Origin of the sequence: Falsiporphyromonas endometrii (genome assembly GCF_042654485.1) — a bacterium.
GTDB lineage: Bacteria > Bacteroidota > Bacteroidia > Bacteroidales > Porphyromonadaceae > Porphyromonas > Porphyromonas endometrii.
The window spans coordinates 1-17,794 of the sequence record NZ_JBHSGO010000185.1 but is presented as its reverse complement, the minus strand read 5'-3'; the positions used below and the strand labels follow the sequence as shown (position 1 = coordinate 17,794).

The 17,794-nt window shown below is 38.4% G+C and carries 10 protein-coding genes and 1 riboswitch; of the genes, 8 read left to right on the top strand and 2 right to left on the bottom strand.

Annotation, left to right across the window (positions count from 1 at the left end):
* Positions 1-252: 252 nt before the first annotated feature.
* Together ACFO3G_RS06440 and ACFO3G_RS06435 are read right to left on the bottom strand one after the other, a co-directional pair.
* Positions 253-1,275: a sirohydrochlorin cobaltochelatase gene (locus ACFO3G_RS06440; RefSeq protein WP_380079109.1), complete on the bottom strand. Its 1,023-nt coding sequence runs from the start codon at positions 1,273-1,275 to the stop codon at positions 253-255.
* Between the two features lie 15 nt (positions 1,276-1,290).
* Entirely contained in the window at positions 1,291-3,591 is a 2,301-nt protein-coding gene (locus tag ACFO3G_RS06435; RefSeq protein ID WP_380079107.1) for a TonB-dependent receptor, read from the bottom strand.
* Between the two features lie 86 nt (positions 3,592-3,677).
* A riboswitch (cobalamin riboswitch) is annotated at positions 3,678-3,871 on the bottom strand.
* A 617-nt stretch (positions 3,872-4,488) separates the two neighbouring features.
* Between ACFO3G_RS06435 and clpP the strand changes: the two genes are divergently transcribed.
* The 8 genes from clpP to ACFO3G_RS06395 are packed head-to-tail and all read left to right on the top strand — an operon-like array spanning position 4,489 to position 17,565.
* On the top strand, positions 4,489-5,163 hold the full coding sequence (gene clpP, locus ACFO3G_RS06430; protein WP_380079105.1) for an ATP-dependent Clp endopeptidase proteolytic subunit ClpP: 675 nt from the start codon (positions 4,489-4,491) through the stop codon (positions 5,161-5,163).
* Positions 5,164-5,174: 11 nt separating this feature from the next.
* Positions 5,175-6,413, top strand: coding sequence for an ATP-dependent Clp protease ATP-binding subunit ClpX (clpX, locus tag ACFO3G_RS06425; protein ID WP_380079103.1), 1,239 nt, complete (start codon positions 5,175-5,177; stop codon positions 6,411-6,413).
* 49 nt (positions 6,414-6,462) lie between these two features.
* Complete coding sequence (gene recQ / locus ACFO3G_RS06420; protein ID WP_380079101.1) at positions 6,463-8,643, top strand: DNA helicase RecQ; 2,181 nt, start codon at positions 6,463-6,465, stop codon at positions 8,641-8,643.
* Between the two features lie 11 nt (positions 8,644-8,654).
* Positions 8,655-10,049, top strand: coding sequence for a peptidylprolyl isomerase (locus tag ACFO3G_RS06415; RefSeq protein WP_380079099.1), 1,395 nt, complete (start codon positions 8,655-8,657; stop codon positions 10,047-10,049).
* Positions 10,050-10,052: 3 nt separating this feature from the next.
* Positions 10,053-12,128 (top strand): OstA-like protein, encoded by a 2,076-nt coding sequence (locus ACFO3G_RS06410; RefSeq protein WP_380079097.1) that lies wholly within the window; start codon positions 10,053-10,055, stop codon positions 12,126-12,128.
* Positions 12,125-12,436: a hypothetical protein gene (locus ACFO3G_RS06405; RefSeq protein ID WP_380079095.1), complete on the top strand. Its 312-nt coding sequence runs from the start codon at positions 12,125-12,127 to the stop codon at positions 12,434-12,436. Before ACFO3G_RS06410 ends, ACFO3G_RS06405 begins: the two co-directional genes overlap by 4 nt.
* A gap of 3 nt (positions 12,437-12,439) precedes the next feature.
* Positions 12,440-14,476, top strand: a complete 2,037-nt coding sequence (gene mutL, locus ACFO3G_RS06400; protein ID WP_380079093.1) for a DNA mismatch repair endonuclease MutL — start codon at positions 12,440-12,442, stop codon at positions 14,474-14,476.
* A 29-nt stretch (positions 14,477-14,505) separates the two neighbouring features.
* Entirely contained in the window at positions 14,506-17,565 is a 3,060-nt protein-coding gene (locus ACFO3G_RS06395) for a glycoside hydrolase family 3 N-terminal domain-containing protein (RefSeq protein ID WP_380079091.1), read from the top strand.
* Positions 17,566-17,794 lie beyond the last annotated feature (229 nt).

The following is a 17,794-nucleotide window of genomic DNA, read 5'->3' as shown; positions in this document are numbered from 1 at the left end:
CCGGGCGGACGCCAATCCCCCCGGTGTTTTTCATGCCCGCCTGACGGATGAACAAAACAATGAATTGAAATGATTAATTTTGACTCAAAGATAAACCTCCTTTACACACTTTTTGGGATACTACCATCGGATTTGTACAATAGTTTTAATAGACAAACTTATCAAAGTAAAGGGGCTGCGCCAAATGGAATTTTGACACAGCCCCTTTTGTCGTAAATCTATACAAGTTGCCTTGTTGAAACTTCTTAATGATTATTCTTCATCTTCTTCAGCTCCGAACTGTTCGTCCATAGATTCTTTCAAGTGTTCTTCCCAAACCTTAACGATTTCGGGGTAGTCTCCAAGGCCTTTCATAATGCAGTCGTTGTCAGGGACGTTGAAGCCTGCTTGTCTAAGCAACATCTTCCAAGAATCTTCCTCATTACCTGCCATATCGTTGTGAGCGTGGTCACCTGCAATAGACATAATTGGCTGAAGAATCATTGTGCCACCTTTCTTGAAGTTCTTTTCAGCTTCTTTGATTACAAAGTCAATCTTCATGCTTCCGTGGTCTACTGTACCAACGAAGATATGGTTTCCATTTTCTTTCTTCTGAAGTACTTCGTAAAGATCTTCGTAGCTCTTATTGCCATAGGCATAGCTTTGTTCCGGGTTGCCATGACCCATAAAAGCAACAGCCTTGCCGTTAGCTAAGTCTTCTTTGTGCTGGTTATAAAGAATATCTGCTACTTTGTTGATTGATTCTTCACCATCAAGAAGAGGCTTACCAAGAGAAATAAAGATATTACCATCTTTGGGCGCATCCTCACCATTTACAAGAAGGTTGAAGTCCTTAACATACCAGTCACGAAGCATAGCAAACTCCTCACCCGGGATAACGTGTAGAGATTGAACATGAATCTTCTTGTATCCTGCTTTTTTCATAGCTCTAAACCAAAAATCAGGAGTGGGGAAGTATTCCTTTGTCTTAGCACCCCAACGAGTGATACAAATTTTAGATGTAAATGCAAGATACACATCTTGATCAGGGAAGTCTTTCTTAAACTGATCAACTACTTTCTTATAAGTCTCATGAGCATTATCCCATGTACTGCCAAAAGTTACAAGCAAGATTGCTGAATCATGTTTTTTGTCAATCTTGGCTGCTTTTGCGAGTTCACCTTTGATGCCATCGAATGAGTTTTCATCGATTGGCTCATTGTCGCTGCTACTACATGCACTAAGAAGCGCTGTAAGCATCAATGCACCGAGTGCAGTCATCAAAAACTTTTTCATTGTCTTTTAATTTAGTTAATTGTTGAATTTGAAAATAATATTCATGTAGTATGTCCTTCCGGGAGTCTTTGTACCATAGTTGTATCCCGTTGGCTTTGTTTCCTTGTAATCAAGTATGTTGTCAATACCAGCATTAAGCTCAAACTTGATAGGAGACTTTGTTTTGAACTTATGGGTTGTATTGATTCTCCAGAGCATGTATGCGTCGCCATTGCCTCCAATTTCTTTTTGGAAGAATCGTTTGGATAGAGCTTTTCCGGTCAAGCTTACTCCAAGAGAGTAGTCTTTCCATGTATTGTTGAAGCGTACATTTAAGTTGCCTTGATGATAGCCGGTATCATCGAGATGCATATGCTTGATTACTTGTACTTTGGCGTCTGTCGCTTCATCATCCTCTTTCACAAGAACATCGCCGGTAGCATCATTGTAACCATATCCTCCACTAATCATCCACATCTTGTTGATTTGCCACTTGGCCATTATATCTACACCTTTTGATATGGCATTTTCCATATTCATATATCTCATGGTCTCTTCAATACCTCGAGCCGAATTTTTTGGCGTAGTGGGAACAACAACCAATGCGATCATATCTCTGAGATCGTTGTAATAGCCCGTGACAGCAAGACTAATATTCTTGCCATTGTATTCTACTCCAAGACTATAATAATTTGAACTTTGAGGTTTTAGCTTAAGATTGCCTTCGTATCTTATGAGTTTTCCCATCATAGTCCTTTCGTATTGATAGTACAATTCCTTGAGAGTTGGCGTTTTAAAACCTTGAGCAAACGATGCTCTAAAGTTGAAATCTTTGAGCCTGTAAAGTGTTGATATCTGTGGTGTTGCTTTCCATCCGAATGTATCGTGTTTGATTATGCGAAAACCTCCTGTAACAAAGAAATTATCAGTAATCTTATATTCATCCTGTGCATATAAAGACGCAGTAAAAGCTGTTACTTGGTCGTCGTGAATGCGATGGGGCGCTTCAAGAAAATCATAATTAAACTCCAACCCGGTATTGATTTGATGTTGTGGGTGAGGTTTGAGTACAGTTTTGATATTACTCAAGATGCGTTGCTGATTACTTTGAAGCTCTTTGTCACCCGGGCCAAAGATGGGATGGTACATTCTTCCATTTTTGTCGATATACTCTTCATACGTGATTTCTGTATATTTGTGATAGTAATCTCTTCTATCATAAGACAAGTCTGCATCAATATATCCGAGAGTGCCGAGCTGCCATTTACCTGCAATAGACCCTCCTCCAGCAAGATATTGCATGCCATAAGTATCATACTTAGGCTCGCCACAAGGACGAAACATCTTTTTGTTGTAGAAATAACCTTCTGCAAAATAGCTTTGAGAAGAAGAGGGTTTCCAATCAATGCGAGGAGTAAATTTGTAGTCAAAAAAACGATTGGAAGTCATAGTAACGGAATGATCTTTCACTGTACCGTTTCTCATGAGCTCCTTGTCCGTATTTTTCCACCCGTCTGACTGTTTATAATCCCCTTTAAGGGATAATCTCCAGTCTCCGATTTTGAAAGAGGTGGTCATGTGGTCTATAAGTTGGCCATAGCTTCCTGTCCTAAGCGAGTTGGTAATCTCAGATTTCCCATGCTGTTTTTTCGTAATAATATTGATTACTCCGGCTATTGCGTCCGATCCATATAGTGAAGATGCAGCTCCTTTGACGATTTCAATACGATCGATATTGGAGGGATTGATGAGGCTAAGGTCGTTTTGACCACCGACATCTCCATGTATTTTTTTGCCATCAATAAGGATAAGAATGTAAGCATTGCCAAGACCATTCATTTTCATGCCACTTCCCATGGCACTTTCATTGAAATTGAATGATGCACTAATACCGGATAAAATATCTTCAATACTTCGACCACCATAGGCATCAAGAGCTTTTCTATTGATTACTTCAGTGCGAACGGGAGCTTGTCTTACGAGGTGTTCGGTACCGGTACCGGTAACTACTATTTCGTCAAGAAGATTAGTGTTTTCATCCAATGCAATTGAAACCTCAATATTGTTATTGTTGACTTGAACTTTATGCTCCAGTGTCTTGTATCCAAGGTAGGACACAGTCAAAGTATAGGTCCCATTTTTGAGCTTTTCGATTGCAAATATACCCTTGGAATTTGTTGTTGTTCCTACCGATGTACCACGAATGTAGACGTTAGCACCTACCAAAGGCTCTTTCGTCTTACTGTCAGTCACACGCCCAAAGATGATGTGAGTCTGAGACATCATAGCTAATGGAAACAATAAAACAGAGATGAGATAAAATAATTTTCTTGCCATTTGTATTTCAAATTAAGTTCAACGAGGTCAAGAGAGCACAATACAAATGACAATAAACTGACATTTCGCTTCTGACCCCGGAAGCTATAAATCAAAAAATTTAAGGAGGTTTTCTGGCTTTCCTCAGGTTGCTTAGGCCTTCCCATCTTGCGACAGTGGCATATTACTAAGTCCTTTTTATGTGAGGATTACAGCTGCGGGTACAGCTCCGGCTCAACCGGATTCCCTATGAGACATTGCACAATATTGCTTAGTCCGCCCTCAAATTTTCGGCAAAGGTACATAGCATAATTTTGTTGTGCAACTTGCACATTGCAAAAAGAGTGGATTATGATTGTTGTTTGTAGTACACCTCATTGCATCTCTGATTTACATCATTCTGTCAGATGAAAGTTTTGATTATAATGATCTGGAGGTAGTTTGTTTTTGAATGTGTTCAATAGGGATTGCATTGGTGATATATAGAATTGTCACTTACAGTAAGAGAACGTTGAACTAAGGTCCATTCTCATCAATTGACGAATAAATTGGGTGGAATTGCAAAAGGTTGATAGTGCTACTTTTGAAAGAAGTGGACTCGTAGACGGGACTGAACCAGAATATCAAAAGTAGCCAAGCAGATTGCTTTTGTGCTGTAGTTTCATAAAAAATGAATTATATGATAACAAGGGTGTGTCATCTCTATGTCTCAATATACCATATGTATATTATGATACTCCATAGTTATGAATACAATGGAATCCATTTTATAGTGTATAGCTAAAATAATTTCTTCTGCTTTGTATCTAATGTAGATTTGTTACCTTTGTTATAAGCAGTGACTGCACAGGTTTGTTGTTGCTTTTTATAAGTGTCTTATTAATATATTAACTGAGATACAACTAATAGAAAAAATTGATGAATAGAACAGACGAATTCAGAAAGTTTGCCACAGGCCATTTGGGAATGAATAGCTTGGCGTTAGAAAGTTATATGAATATTCAGAGCAATTATATTTCTCCAACTATTATGGAAGAAAGACAGCTTAATGTTGCTCAAATGGATGTGTTTTCAAGATTAATGATGGATAGAATTATCTTTTTGGGAACTCAAATTGATGATTATACTGCCAATGTTATCCAGGCACAGTTGCTTTTCCTTGACAGTAGCGATCCCGGTAAGGATATATCTATCTATATTAACTCACCTGGTGGATCGGTCTATGCTGGCTATGGTATTTATGATACTATGCAATATATTAGTTCTGAGATTTCAACAATTTGTACCGGTATGGCAGCCTCTATGGCTTCTATACTTCTTGTGGCAGGAGAAAAAGGTAAGCGTTTTGCTCTTCCGCACTCCAGGGTAATGATTCATCAACCTCTTGGTGGTATGCAAGGACAGGCAAGTGATCTTGAGATTGCAGCAAGAGAGATACTCAAGGTTAAGAAAGAACTTTATGATATTATAGCCAAGCATTCCGGAAAACCATATGATGAGGTTGAAAGAGATAGTGATAGAGACTATTGGATGACTTCTCAGGAGGCTCTTGACTATGGGATGATTGATAAGATTCTAACAAAACACGAATAAGCTTTATTTTCATGACGAAGAAGAAAAGTTCTGAAGAGTATTGCGATTTTTGTGGAATGCCGGAGAGTCAAGTAGGACCCCTTATTGAAGGACTTTCCGGTAGTATTTGTTTATCTTGCGCCAGTAGGGCAGGAGAGATATCCAAGCAGATAACAATCGAAAAATTAGGTGCTAAAGAGACCTTTTTGAAGAAAGAAGATCTACCAAAGCCTAAGGAGATAAAAGAGTTTTTGGACCTTTATGTGGTGGGGCAGGATGCCGCAAAGAAATATTTGTCAGTTGCGGTGTACAACCATTATAAACGGTTAATGCAACCTAAGGATAAGAATGAGACGGAGATAGAAAAAAGCAATGTTATCTTGTTGGGGCCTACCGGTACCGGCAAGACGCTTATGGCAAGAACGATTGCCAGAATGCTTAAGGTTCCGTTTGCGATTGTTGATGCAACTGTCCTTACGGAGGCAGGATATGTGGGAGAAGATATCGAAAGTATCATTACTCGACTTCTTCAAGCTTCAGACTACAATGTTCCTGAAGCACAGAGAGGTATTGTATTCATAGATGAGATAGATAAAATAGCTCGTAAAAGTGACAATCCATCTATCACGAGAGATGTAAGTGGGGAAGGCGTACAGCAAGGTCTGTTGAAACTTCTGGAAGGATCGATTGTCAATGTGCCTCCTGAAGGTGGACGAAAGCATCCGGATCAAAAACTGATAAGTGTGGATACAAAAAATATCCTTTTTGTGTGTGCCGGTGCATTTGATGGTATTGAAAGGAGAATAGCCAAAAGACTCAACACAAGGGTTGTTGGGTACACCTCTGCTCAACATACCAAAAGGATCGATACCGAAGATTTGCTTCAGTATGTAACTCATCAGGATCTTAAATCTTTTGGATTGATCCCGGAAATTATAGGACGTCTTCCGATCTTGACCTATCTCAATCCATTGGATAAAGCGACACTTAAAAAAATTCTTACAGAGCCTAAGAATGCTATTACGCGTCAGTATAAGAAGCTATTTGAAATGGATGGTATAAGTCTTATCTTTAAAGAAGATGCATTGGATTATATCGTCGATAAAGCTATCGAAGAAAAGCTTGGAGCAAGAGGCTTGAGGGCAATAGTCGAAACAATAATGATTGAGGCTATGTTTGATATGCCCACCAATGGAGAAAAGAAGCTAATTGTTGATGCAGCTTTTGCTCAACAAGAATATGAAAAGAACAACCAAAAAAGTAAACTTTGATTGTTTGAGAATAATGGGACTTTGAGTCCAATTTATAAGATTGATTGATATGCCGGATGTTTTATATGAAGAGCTGAAAAAGTATTTCGGGTTTGATGCCTTTAAGGGAAACCAGGAGGCTATCATAAGAAATGTGTTGAACGGAAAGGATACATTTGTAAGGATGCCGACAGGAGGTGGCAAAAGCCTTTGTTATCAACTTCCTGCGCTGATGTTGCCTGGCACAGCTATTGTTGTATCACCTTTGATTGCTTTGATGAAGAATCAAGTAGATGCTATCCGTTTCGTAAGTGACAAGAATAGTGTTGCCCATGTACTTAATTCCTCTTTGAATAAAGCCCAAGTGGATGAGGTAAAGTCTGATGTATCTTCGGGTAAAACTAAGCTTTTGTATGTAGCTCCGGAATCATTGACCAAAGAGGAAAATATTGAGTTTTTAAAAGGTGTAGAGATTTCTTTTTATGCTATAGATGAAGCTCATTGTATCTCTGAGTGGGGACACGATTTTAGACCGGAATATCGTGAGTTACGACCAGTAATAGATAAGATTTCACCCGGAAAACCAGTAATTGCCCTCACGGCAACAGCTACCTTAAAAGTACAACATGATATTACTAAAAATCTGGCTCTGAAAGATCCAGTCATATTCAAAAGCTCTTTCAATCGTCCTAATTTATATTACCAGGTTAGAAAGAAAACCAAGGATGTTGACAGAGATATTGTCAAATTTATTTTATCTCATCCCAATAAAAGTGGTATTGTCTATTGCATGAGTCGAAATAAGGTTACTACCTTTGCGCAGATTTTGTGTGCAAACGGGATTAAGGCTTTACCTTATCATGCAGGAATGGATGCCAAGGAAAGAGCCGAAAACCAAGATGCCTTTCTCAGCGAGCGAGCAGATGTAATCGTTGCGACTATCGCTTTTGGTATGGGAATTGATAAGCCGGATGTTAGATTCGTCATTCATTATGATATGCCTAAGAGTTTGGAAGGCTATTACCAAGAGACCGGTAGAGCCGGAAGAGATGGTGGCGAAGGACTTTGTGTCGCATTTTATAGTAGGAAAGACCTTGAGAAGCTTGAGAAGTTTATGCAAGGGAAACCTATCAGTGAGCAAGAGATAGGCAGGCAGTTACTTGAAGAAACTGCTGCATATGCCGAATCGAGAGTTTGTCGTCGCAAATTACTCTTGCATTATTTTGGAGAAGAATATAAGCAGGATAATTGCGGCAGTTGTGATAATTGTTTGATGCCAGCAAAACAGGTGGAAGCGAAAGAATTATTAGTAAACGTATTGTTAGCAGTCCAAGAACTTAAAGGGAAGTTTAAGGAGGATTATGTAATTAAGGTGCTTTTGGGAGATGACTCCGGAGATGTCACATCTTTTGAGCACGATAAGTTGGAGTGTTTTGGTACATGTGAAGATGTAAGTGAAGAGTTGCTCAGTATCATTATTCGTCAAGCCTTTATAGAGGGGTATCTTGAGAAAGATATTGACAACTATGGCCTTTTGAAATTAACTTCATCGGGCAAGAAATATATCAAGAAACCCGTTAGCTTTAAGATCCCATCATTAGAAGAGGAAGAGGATGAGGAGGATGTGCCACAGATGGCTGGAGGAGGCTCCGGTGGAGCAGTCGATCCAATACTCTTTTCAATGATGAAGGATTTGAGGAAAAAGGTTGCTCAACACAATAAGGTGCCTACCTATGTGATATTTCAAGATGTCAGTTTAGAAGCAATGGCTACCTTCTATCCGATTACGATGGAAGAGTTGCAAAATATTCAAGGTGTTGGAGCAGGCAAGGCAAAGCGTTATGGTAAGGAATTTATTGCTCTCATTAAACGCCATGTTGAGGATAATGATATTGAGCGTCCGGAAGATCTCAGAGTAAAAACAGTTCCAAACAAATCCAAAGTCAAATTGGCAATAGTTAAACAGATTGATCTTAGAGTGGCTTTAGACGATATTGCTAATAGTCACAATCTGGATATTGAAGAGCTTTTGGACGAGATTGAGGCAATTGTTTATTCCGGTACTCGAATAAGTATTGATTATGCCATCGATGATTTGATTGACCCGGATCATGTAGAGGATATTTATGACTATTTCAAGACTTCAACAACTGATTCTATTGAAGATGCAGAAGATGAATTGGGTGATGAGTATTCTAGAGAAGAGATTCGATTGGTACGAATTAAATTTTTGTCCGATTTAGCAAATTAACATATTAGCAAATGACCTATAAGCAGCGTATATTTTCAGTGGCTATGGTAGCCATGGCTGCGTTGGCATCAACATCTGTGGTGTCGGCTCAGAAGAATGTGATAGATGAAGTGATATGGATGGTTGGAGATGAACCCATTCTTAAGAGTGATGTTGAAGGCCAGAAAGTCTATATGATGAGTGAAGGCCATCAAGTCAGTAAGGATGCAGATTGTCTCATTCCTGAGCAGATAGCAGTTCAGAAATTGTTCCTAAATCAGGCGAAAATAGATAGTATCAAGGTGGACGATGCTATGGTCAATCGTAATGTAGATAATTGGCTCAACAATGCCATTACCAATTATTTTGGGACAAGAGAAAAGATGGAAGAGTACTTTGGAAAGAAGTATTCACAAATCAGAGACGATCAGAGGCGTCAGGCAAAGAATGGAGAGATTGTTCGTCAGATGCAACAAAAAATAGTTGCTAATGTCAAAGTATCGCCTTCTGATATTCGCAGTTTTTATGCATCTATTCCGCAAGATAGTCTTCCTTTTGTGCCAACCAGTCTCCAAGTGCAGATTATAGCACTTAAGCCACAAATTCCTTTGTCTGCCATTGATGATGTCAAAGCAAAGTTGCGTGATTTTGCTGATCAAGTTAATTCTGGAAAGAGCGATTTCACCACTTTGGCTCGACTTTATAGCGAGGATAAGCGAACAGCAATGCAGGGTGGCGAGTATGGATATGTAGGCAGAGCTTCTTTGGATCCGGAGTTTGCTGATGTTGTCTTTAACTTACCTGAAAATAGTAAGCATGTTTCCCAAGTTATAAAGACTGATGCCGGTTATCATATTGTTCAATTAATTGATCATAAGGGTGACTTGATTAATTTTAGACAGATTCTTCTTACTCCTAAGTTTGATGATAAGGTTCTTGATGCTTCAGTAAATCGTCTTGATTCTATTCGAAAGGTTATTACTGACGGGAAGATAAGTTTTGCAAATGCTGTAAGACTATATTCTGAGGATAAGAATACTTTCAAAAATGAGGGCCTTATGATGAATATGAAAGAGAATAGTGAACTTGGTGGTTCGGCCTTTTTTAAGTTGGAAGATCTTCCTCAAGATATTTCAAGAGCAGTGTATGGTCTTAAAGTTGGAGATATCACGCAACCATTTATCATCACGAATGATAAAGGACAAAAAGAGATTGCCATCGTTAAGTTGAAAAGTGAGAACGAAGGTCATAAGGCTAACTTAGTTGATGATTTTCAGATTATTAAAAATATGGCTTTGAATGATAAGCGTCAAAAGGTCATAGACAGCTGGATTAGAGATAAGCAAAAAACGACTTACGTTTATATGAATCCGGAATACAGGAATTGTAAGTTTCAGTATCCTGGATGGAATCACTCTGAACAATGAGCAATGTCCTCCTTTAGCAAAAACAATAGATCGATTATTTTGATAGTCCTTGCCATTTCTTGGTTGGGACTATCTCTGCTTGTAGGAAAACCTCAAACTCCTCCCAAGAAAAGGATTATACTTGAACATGCAGACCAGTTGACATATGATAAAGACTTTAAACCGGACTTCAAACGTCTTATAGGCAATGTCTCCCTTTCTCATGGCAAGGCATCTATGCAATGTGACAGTGCATATCTCAATGAGTCTACAAACTCATTCAACGGATATGGCAACATTCATATGAGTGAGGATACCATAGATATTTATTCTGATTCGTTGTATTACGATGGTATTGCGAGAATAGCGAGGTTGAGAGATCATGTTCGCTTGGAAAATGGTAAGGCTGTTTTGTATACTGATTCTTTGGATTATGATAGGAATACTTCGACCGGTTACTATTTTGAAGGAGGTACCATTACTGATCCTGAAAATACATTGACATCAGATTATGGTGAGTATAATACGATAACGGATGAGGCCTATTTTACTGGAAATGTGGTTTTAGAGAATAAAAACTTCACCTTGACAACCCAAGAACTTCGTTACAATACAACCACACATATAGCTACTATTTTAGGTCAGACATTGATTGAGTCGGATTCTGGATATATCGAAACGACGAGAGGTACTTATGATACCGAAAAGAATGTTGGTATTTTGTTGGACAACTCGACCGTTCATTCTAAGAATGCTGTCCTAAATGGCGATTCAATCTATTACGATGGCGCAAAAAAGTTTGGTGAAGTATTTGGAAACATGTCCATTGATGATTCTGTCAAGAAGGTAATGCTTTTTGGGCAGTATGGTTATTATGATGAGGAACGGCAGTATGCATTTGCCACACTGAGATCATTTGCTGTTGACTATTCACGAAAGGATACATTGTATGTTGGTGCCGATTCGTTAGAATTGATTACTTACAAAGATTTGCCAAAAAGTAACCCTTTACGTCCGATAAGAAAGATGACATATTCTGTAACGTCTAATCTTACGACAAGTTCTGATTCAACTCTGCAGGAGAAAAAAACGCTGCCTTCAGATACAACCGTTAGTGGCAATGATTCTCTAATATCCAAACTTGATTCTATTGGAAAGGATACGGCTGTAGATTCCATAGTGAAAGATTCTGTAGATTGTCATATCATAAGGGCATATCATCACATGCGGCTTTATAGTAATGATGCTCAAGCTGTGTCGGATTCGATGGAGTATATGTCGGTAGATTCGGTATTATTTCTGTGCAAGGATGTTTCTTTGTGGCAGGACAAAGATCAGCTTTCTGCAGATACTGTAAAGTCGTTTTTTAAGTCTGACAGTTTATATGCAGTGACAGCATCAAGCAATGTTATTGGAATGGAGCAAATTGACACAGCTATGTACAATCAGATTTCGTGTAGTTTGCTTAATGTATTTTTCCAAGATAGTGTAGTCAATTATGTAGAGGCTTTTGAGGATGTCAACAGCATCTATTACCTTGCCAAAGAGAAAACACAGGATTATTATGCTATGAATAGAATGAAATCAAATGAAATGTATTTATTCCTTGATAATGATTCTATTCAGAAAGCTATATGGATACCGGCAGAAGGTAAGATTTATCCGACTCTAAAGACAGATCCTTCCATACGAAAATTGGATGCTTTTAAGTGGTTGGATAATATTAGACCAAAAAGTCCTGAAGATATTTTTACGGATAATGATTCGACTCAAACTGATTCTGTTGCTCAAAAGTCAATGATAACTTTGTCTGATCTAAGACGGTTTAGCGGAGCGCAGGCAGCTCTTAGGGCTTATGATGCTTTAAATAAACACATGAGCAAAGACAAAGAGTCGAAGAATATAGATAAATCTGGAATGAAGAGTGATGTTTTTGTCAATGATCGCTCTATCACAGAGCATCGCAATAGCAGATTGTCAAATTACATCAGAAGAGACAATGTCGAACCATATACTGAACCTACTTATAACTATCTAAAATGGGTATATTCAAATCCTACTATAATCCAAGAAAACCAAGAAAGTTTAACCATCCTTTGATTTATACGGATGAACGAAAGTTGCAACTTGAGAAGCGAATTGCTGAGATAAAGAGGCAAATGATTGAGGATGGGGAGTTAGTTCCTACAGAGCAGGACTTGGATAATATGGATGAGGGAAAAATTAAGCAGGAGGCTGAAGAGGCCATAAGAGGCTCATTTATAGAGGGTACTTCTCATCTGCTCAACAAAAGAATAAAGGATGGTTCTGCAGATCGTTTGCAGAAGATTGTGCGCATATGCATTTTCTTGGCTGCAGCCGTTGCTATTGTATTTGTATTGAAACGATGGGGTATAAATATATTCTGATATATGGGACATGATATTATTCATCTATTACCTGACAATATAGCCAACCAAATAGCGGCAGGAGAGGTTATTCAAAGACCGGCTTCTGTGGTTAAGGAACTTGTGGAAAATGCTCTCGATGCTCAAGCAAAGACTATTCGTATTGAAATATTGGACGCCGGAAAGGAGTTGATCAGAATCATTGATGATGGAGTTGGTATGACTCAGTCTGATGCTCGTATGGCATTTGAGAGGCATGCCACATCTAAGATAACAGAGGTGAATGATCTTTTTTCTTTGAAGACAATGGGGTTTAGGGGGGAGGCTTTGGCTTCGATAGCTGCCGTTGCACAGGTAGAACTTATTACGAAAACAAAAGATCAAGAACTCGGCACTAAATTACATATCTCCGCTTCGGAGGTTCTCTCTTCAGAATTATGTACTGCTTCTCAAGGATGTGTTTTTTCGGTAAGGAATCTATTCTTTAATGTACCGGCTCGTAGGAAGTTTTTAAGAAGTTCTGATACAGAGCAGAAAAACATTATACAGGAGATTGAACACATCGTGTTGGTCCATCCGGAAGTGACATTTGAGGTCTATTTTGATAATAAGTTGCATTATATTTTACCGGCATCCAAGCATAAGATTCGTATCTTAGATACTCTTGGAAAAAGGTATGAAAAGGACATGATCCCTATCAATCAGAAGTTTCCTTTTGGTACAATAGATGGGTTTATCGGTAAACCGGAAGGTGCAAGAAAGAGAGGTGCTAAGCAGTTTTTCTTTGTCAATGGAAGATTTATGAAGCACCCCTATTTCCATAAAGCTATAACTAAGACGTACGAGCCTTTCCTTCGAACCGGTGAGCAACCAAATTACTTTGTCTATTTTAATGTAGATCCTCAAACAATAGATGTAAATATCCATCCAACAAAGACAGAGATTAAGTTTGAGAATGAACAAGTGATATTTAAGTTTTTGGAATCAATGATACGGGATGGGTTAGCCTCAAGTCATGCTGTCCCAACTATTGATTTCAACGTGGAGCATCTTGTTGACATACCGGCATATACAGGGCCTCAAGAAGGACAGCTTGAAATGCCTCCGGTAGATGTTGATACATCATACAATCCTTTTGATGTAGATCCTGTAGCTGTTGATCCCTCCCAAGGAATGGATGGAACTCCCGGAGTTGGCGGAACGGCTATCTCCGATGTTTCATGGAGCAATTTACTTAATAATTTTAAGGATAATAAAAGGGCCAAAGACAAGGTTTCAAAAGTATCTTCACCTTTGGTAGAAACAAAAAAGATTGTATCAAAGGTTTCTGCATTGTCTTATGATGATGACCATCCTTCTTCTACTTCTTATAATGTTTCTTCCGAAAGGGTGGATATTCCCGCTCAGACATCTGTACAAAAGTCTGTAGTAAGGGTTTCAAAGGCTAATCTTCAACTCTCAGATCCATTATTTGATTCGGATGAAGGAATAAGAGATTCTCAACCTGTGTTTGTTTATAAGCGCCGTTTCTTGACTTATGAAAGGGAGTCCTCTCTAACTTTGATTGATTTTAGACGGGCTCATATTCGTGTATTATATGACCAATTTATGGAAGATAGAGATCTCAATGGTTTGGAACAACAACAACTTTTATTTCCCGAACAGCTCAACTTCGCTGAAACAACCAACCTGGATTGGGTCATTGATCATTTGGCAAAAATTGGTTTTGAGATCGAAAAGTTAGATGATGATACCTATCATCTTATTGCTACTCCTGCAAGTATCGAAAGTAGTCAAGCAGCTTCAATTGTGGTATCTTCTGTTGATGCAATATTGCAGGGAGAAGAGTCAGAGCTTTCTGCTAAGTTAGATGAAATGATTGCTATGAAGATGGCAGAAGCCAGGGCTTGGGCTTATGGACGATATATCACCCGTATAGAGGCCAACAAATTATTTTCTGATCTCTTTAAATGCAAAAACTTTAATTATACGCCTGATGGCAAACTTATTATTCTTGATATTGAAGAAGATATGATCTTCAAAAAATTTGGTACCAGGTAAATAGTTTCTATATCTTCATTTATATTTTTATGAAACGCATTCTCCTTTTTGCATCCCTTATAGTGACTTTTAGTCTTTTCCCATATTTCTTACTATCACAGACAAGATTAGTAAAACCGACTGTTTTGGTTGATCATGTCGATCAGAAGAAAATGAAAGAATGGGTAGATATGAAGTACAATTCGATGACACTTGAGCAGCGCATAGGGCAACTTATCATGCCTATTATATGGCCTTCGACAAGTAGTCGTAATATAGATGCTGCTAAAAGGTTGGTTAGAGAGACCGCTATTGGAGGAGTTTTGTACCAAAAGGGATTTGTAGGGAAGCAATATGAGATGAATCGTATTTTGCAATCTGAGGCAAAGATTCCTTTGCTAATATCTTTAGATGGTGAGTTTGGATTATGGATGAGGCTCAAAGATGCTCCTCGATATCCGCGAGCAATGGCTCTTGGTCATATCAAGGATCCTCGATATATCTATTGGTATGGCAGGCAGATTGCAGAGCAATGCAAGATAATGGGAATACAGGTCAATTTTGCTCCTGATCTCGATATTAACAATAATCCGGATAATCCTGTTATTGGGACTAGAAGTTTTGGAGAGAATCCTGCAGATGTGATAAGTTCGGGCTTGGCTTATGCTGCTGGACTTGAAGATGGTGGAGTCTTGTCTTGTGCAAAGCATTTCCCGGGACATGGCAATACAAATGTAGATTCACATAAAGTCCTCCCTCTGATCAGTGGCTCCAAGCAGCAATTGTATCAAATCGAACTAAAACCTTTTCAACATTATATCAATGGTGGATACGGGTCGGTAATGGTAGGTCATCTGCAGGTACCGGCTTTTGAGTCTCAACCTCATACCCCTTCATCTATGAGCTATGCTATTATTACTGATTTGTTGATCAATAAATTGCATTTTGGAGGATTGATATTCACTGATGGAATGGAGATGAGTGGTATGCAGATTCCAGGGGATTATCAGATTGGAACGCGAGCTCTAAAGGCGGGAGTCGATATTTTACTTGGACCAACCAATCCCCAAACTATTGCTTCAGACGTTATTAGAGCTATCAAAGATGGCTATCTGACTGAGAACGATATAGAGCAGAAATGTAGACGAGTGCTTGAATATAAATATGCTCTGATTATTAATCAAAAGAATCCAAGTGATTACAAACCGACAGATATACGTAAAATGCTTAATAACAGGCATTTTACATCTTTCTGTGACAAGTTGTGGTTCCAATCTATCCAAATAAAACATGGAGTAGACTATTTGCCAATTGTCTCCAATGATAGTACTGCGGTGTTGCAACTTGGAGTAAAATCTCAGACGGATTTTGGCCGTCAACTGAAGTTAAAGGGGGTCGTTAAACAGTTTTTTTATCCGGTTCCATCGGATAAAAAGGAGCAAAATCTTCTTGATGATCTAGCTGATTATAATACCATTGTGATCTCTTTGTCCACTAAGTATCCGGAACGGTTTAGTTCGATTGTCAATAAGCTAATTTCAAGCAAGCATGTAGTTTTGTGTATTCTTAATACCCCTTATATATACAATAAGTTGTCTTTAAAAGAAGAGCCTCAAGTCTTGGTCAATGCATTTGAGGCTTGTGGTCAAGCTCAAATTGCCTGTGCCAACAAGATTACATCTCCGCAGATGGAGTATGAGCTTAAGTTGTCTGCTAAAGATGAAAAACTTTATCAACAAGCGATGAAAAGAGCTTTGGGAACCTATCAATCAGAGATAGATAGTACTTTACTTAAAGATAGATTTTCTCCTAAATATTGTAACAATATTTCTTCATTAAAATTTGCTGATAAGGATAATTACAAAGTTGTTGCTTTGAAAAATAAAGTCGAAGTGATTGCTTCCAAAGCTATTGAAGATGGAGCTATGCCCGGATGTCAAATTGTGGCTCTTCATAAAGGAGCTGTTATATACGATGGCTGTTTTGGATCTTTGACTTATGATAAAAAGAAGTCTGTTACCAATGAATTGATGTATGACCTGGCCTCTGTAACCAAAGCGGCTGCTACTACTCCTGCAGTAATGCTGATGATTGGTGATAAGAAGCTTTCTTTAAAAACGAAAGTGCAAGATATTTTATCTTCATTTAAGGGTACCAAAGTTGGTAGTCTGACTATAAAAGAGCTTCTTTTGCATCGTTCAGGTTTGCCAGCCGGGATCAATTTCTATAAAGATTTGATTGATCCTAAGTCCTATCCTTATCCCCTTATTTCATTCAAACCTTTGCCAGGTTATGTGAAAATTGATACTGATGCCTGGGGCTATGAAGCATTTAGATTTAATCCAAATTACATTTCTATAACTGAGTCCGAAGACTATCCTAATCTTTTTGCAAAAAATATTTGGGTTAGTAAGGATTTTAAAGAGAAGATGATGTCAAGAATTGCCGGTTGCAAGCTTACTTCCAGAGGAAGGTATGTCTATAGTGATATTAACTTTATTTTGTTACAACAGATGGTTGAAAAGGTTAGTGGAATGCCTTTAGACCAATTGATGGAGGCAAGGATTTATAAGCCAATGGGAGCCAGGATTATGTTTAATCCTATTCAAAAGGGATTGAACCCTGAACAATGTGCACCGACACAAATTGATCGTTTTATAAGAAAGCAGGTCATTCAAGGTACGGTTGATGATGAGTCCGCAGCATGTCTTGGAGGATGCTCCGGAAATGCCGGTTTATATGCTTCCGCTGAAGAATTTGCTAAGTTGATGCTTTTATATCGCAATCATGGAATGTATAACGGAAAACAGCTTATTGATAGAAAGGTGTTTGATACATTTATCAATACTAAAGACCGAGATAATCTTCGCTTCTTGGGCTTTGATAAGCAACGAGCCCGCAATCTAAATTATATTGCTCGTTCTGCATCTCAGAATACATATGGTCATACTGGATTTACGGGGACATGTTTTTGGGTTGATCCGGACAATGATGTGATATTTATATTTTTCAGCAACCGAACATATCCGGATCGTACAAACAAGAGGATTATGTCAATGAAAATAAGACAATTGTTGCATCAGGCAGTATACGATGCTTTTGGTATCTAATATCTGTAGATAGTTATGATATATATGTGGTGATTCTGCAAAATCAGATCCCTTTCGATGTGTTAAAACCCTCTTATTCAGACAATAATGGTGTATTAAAGATTATTGCTGTCCGATAAAAGTTTTTGCGACAAAAAAATAAGGGGCTGAAAAACTTCACAGAATTCAGCCCCAATTGTCTTATCTTTATCATAAGAACTTAAAAGTAAGACGATGCACAAAAGTATTC

Coding starts and splice junctions, on each gene's coding strand:
- ACFO3G_RS06440 (WP_380079109.1), bottom strand. CDS start 1,275: ATGAAAAAGTTTTTGATGACTGCACTCGGTGCATTGATGCTTACAGCG.
- ACFO3G_RS06435 (WP_380079107.1), bottom strand. CDS start 3,591: ATGGCAAGAAAATTATTTTATCTCATCTCTGTTTTATTGTTTCCATTA.
- clpP (WP_380079105.1), top strand. CDS start 4,489: ATGAATAGAACAGACGAATTCAGAAAGTTTGCCACAGGCCATTTGGGA.
- clpX (WP_380079103.1), top strand. CDS start 5,175: ATGACGAAGAAGAAAAGTTCTGAAGAGTATTGCGATTTTTGTGGAATG.
- recQ (WP_380079101.1), top strand. CDS start 6,463: ATGCCGGATGTTTTATATGAAGAGCTGAAAAAGTATTTCGGGTTTGAT.
- ACFO3G_RS06415 (WP_380079099.1), top strand. CDS start 8,655: ATGACCTATAAGCAGCGTATATTTTCAGTGGCTATGGTAGCCATGGCT.
- ACFO3G_RS06410 (WP_380079097.1), top strand. CDS start 10,053: ATGTCCTCCTTTAGCAAAAACAATAGATCGATTATTTTGATAGTCCTT.
- mutL (WP_380079093.1), top strand. CDS start 12,440: ATGGGACATGATATTATTCATCTATTACCTGACAATATAGCCAACCAA.
- ACFO3G_RS06395 (WP_380079091.1), top strand. CDS start 14,506: ATGAAACGCATTCTCCTTTTTGCATCCCTTATAGTGACTTTTAGTCTT.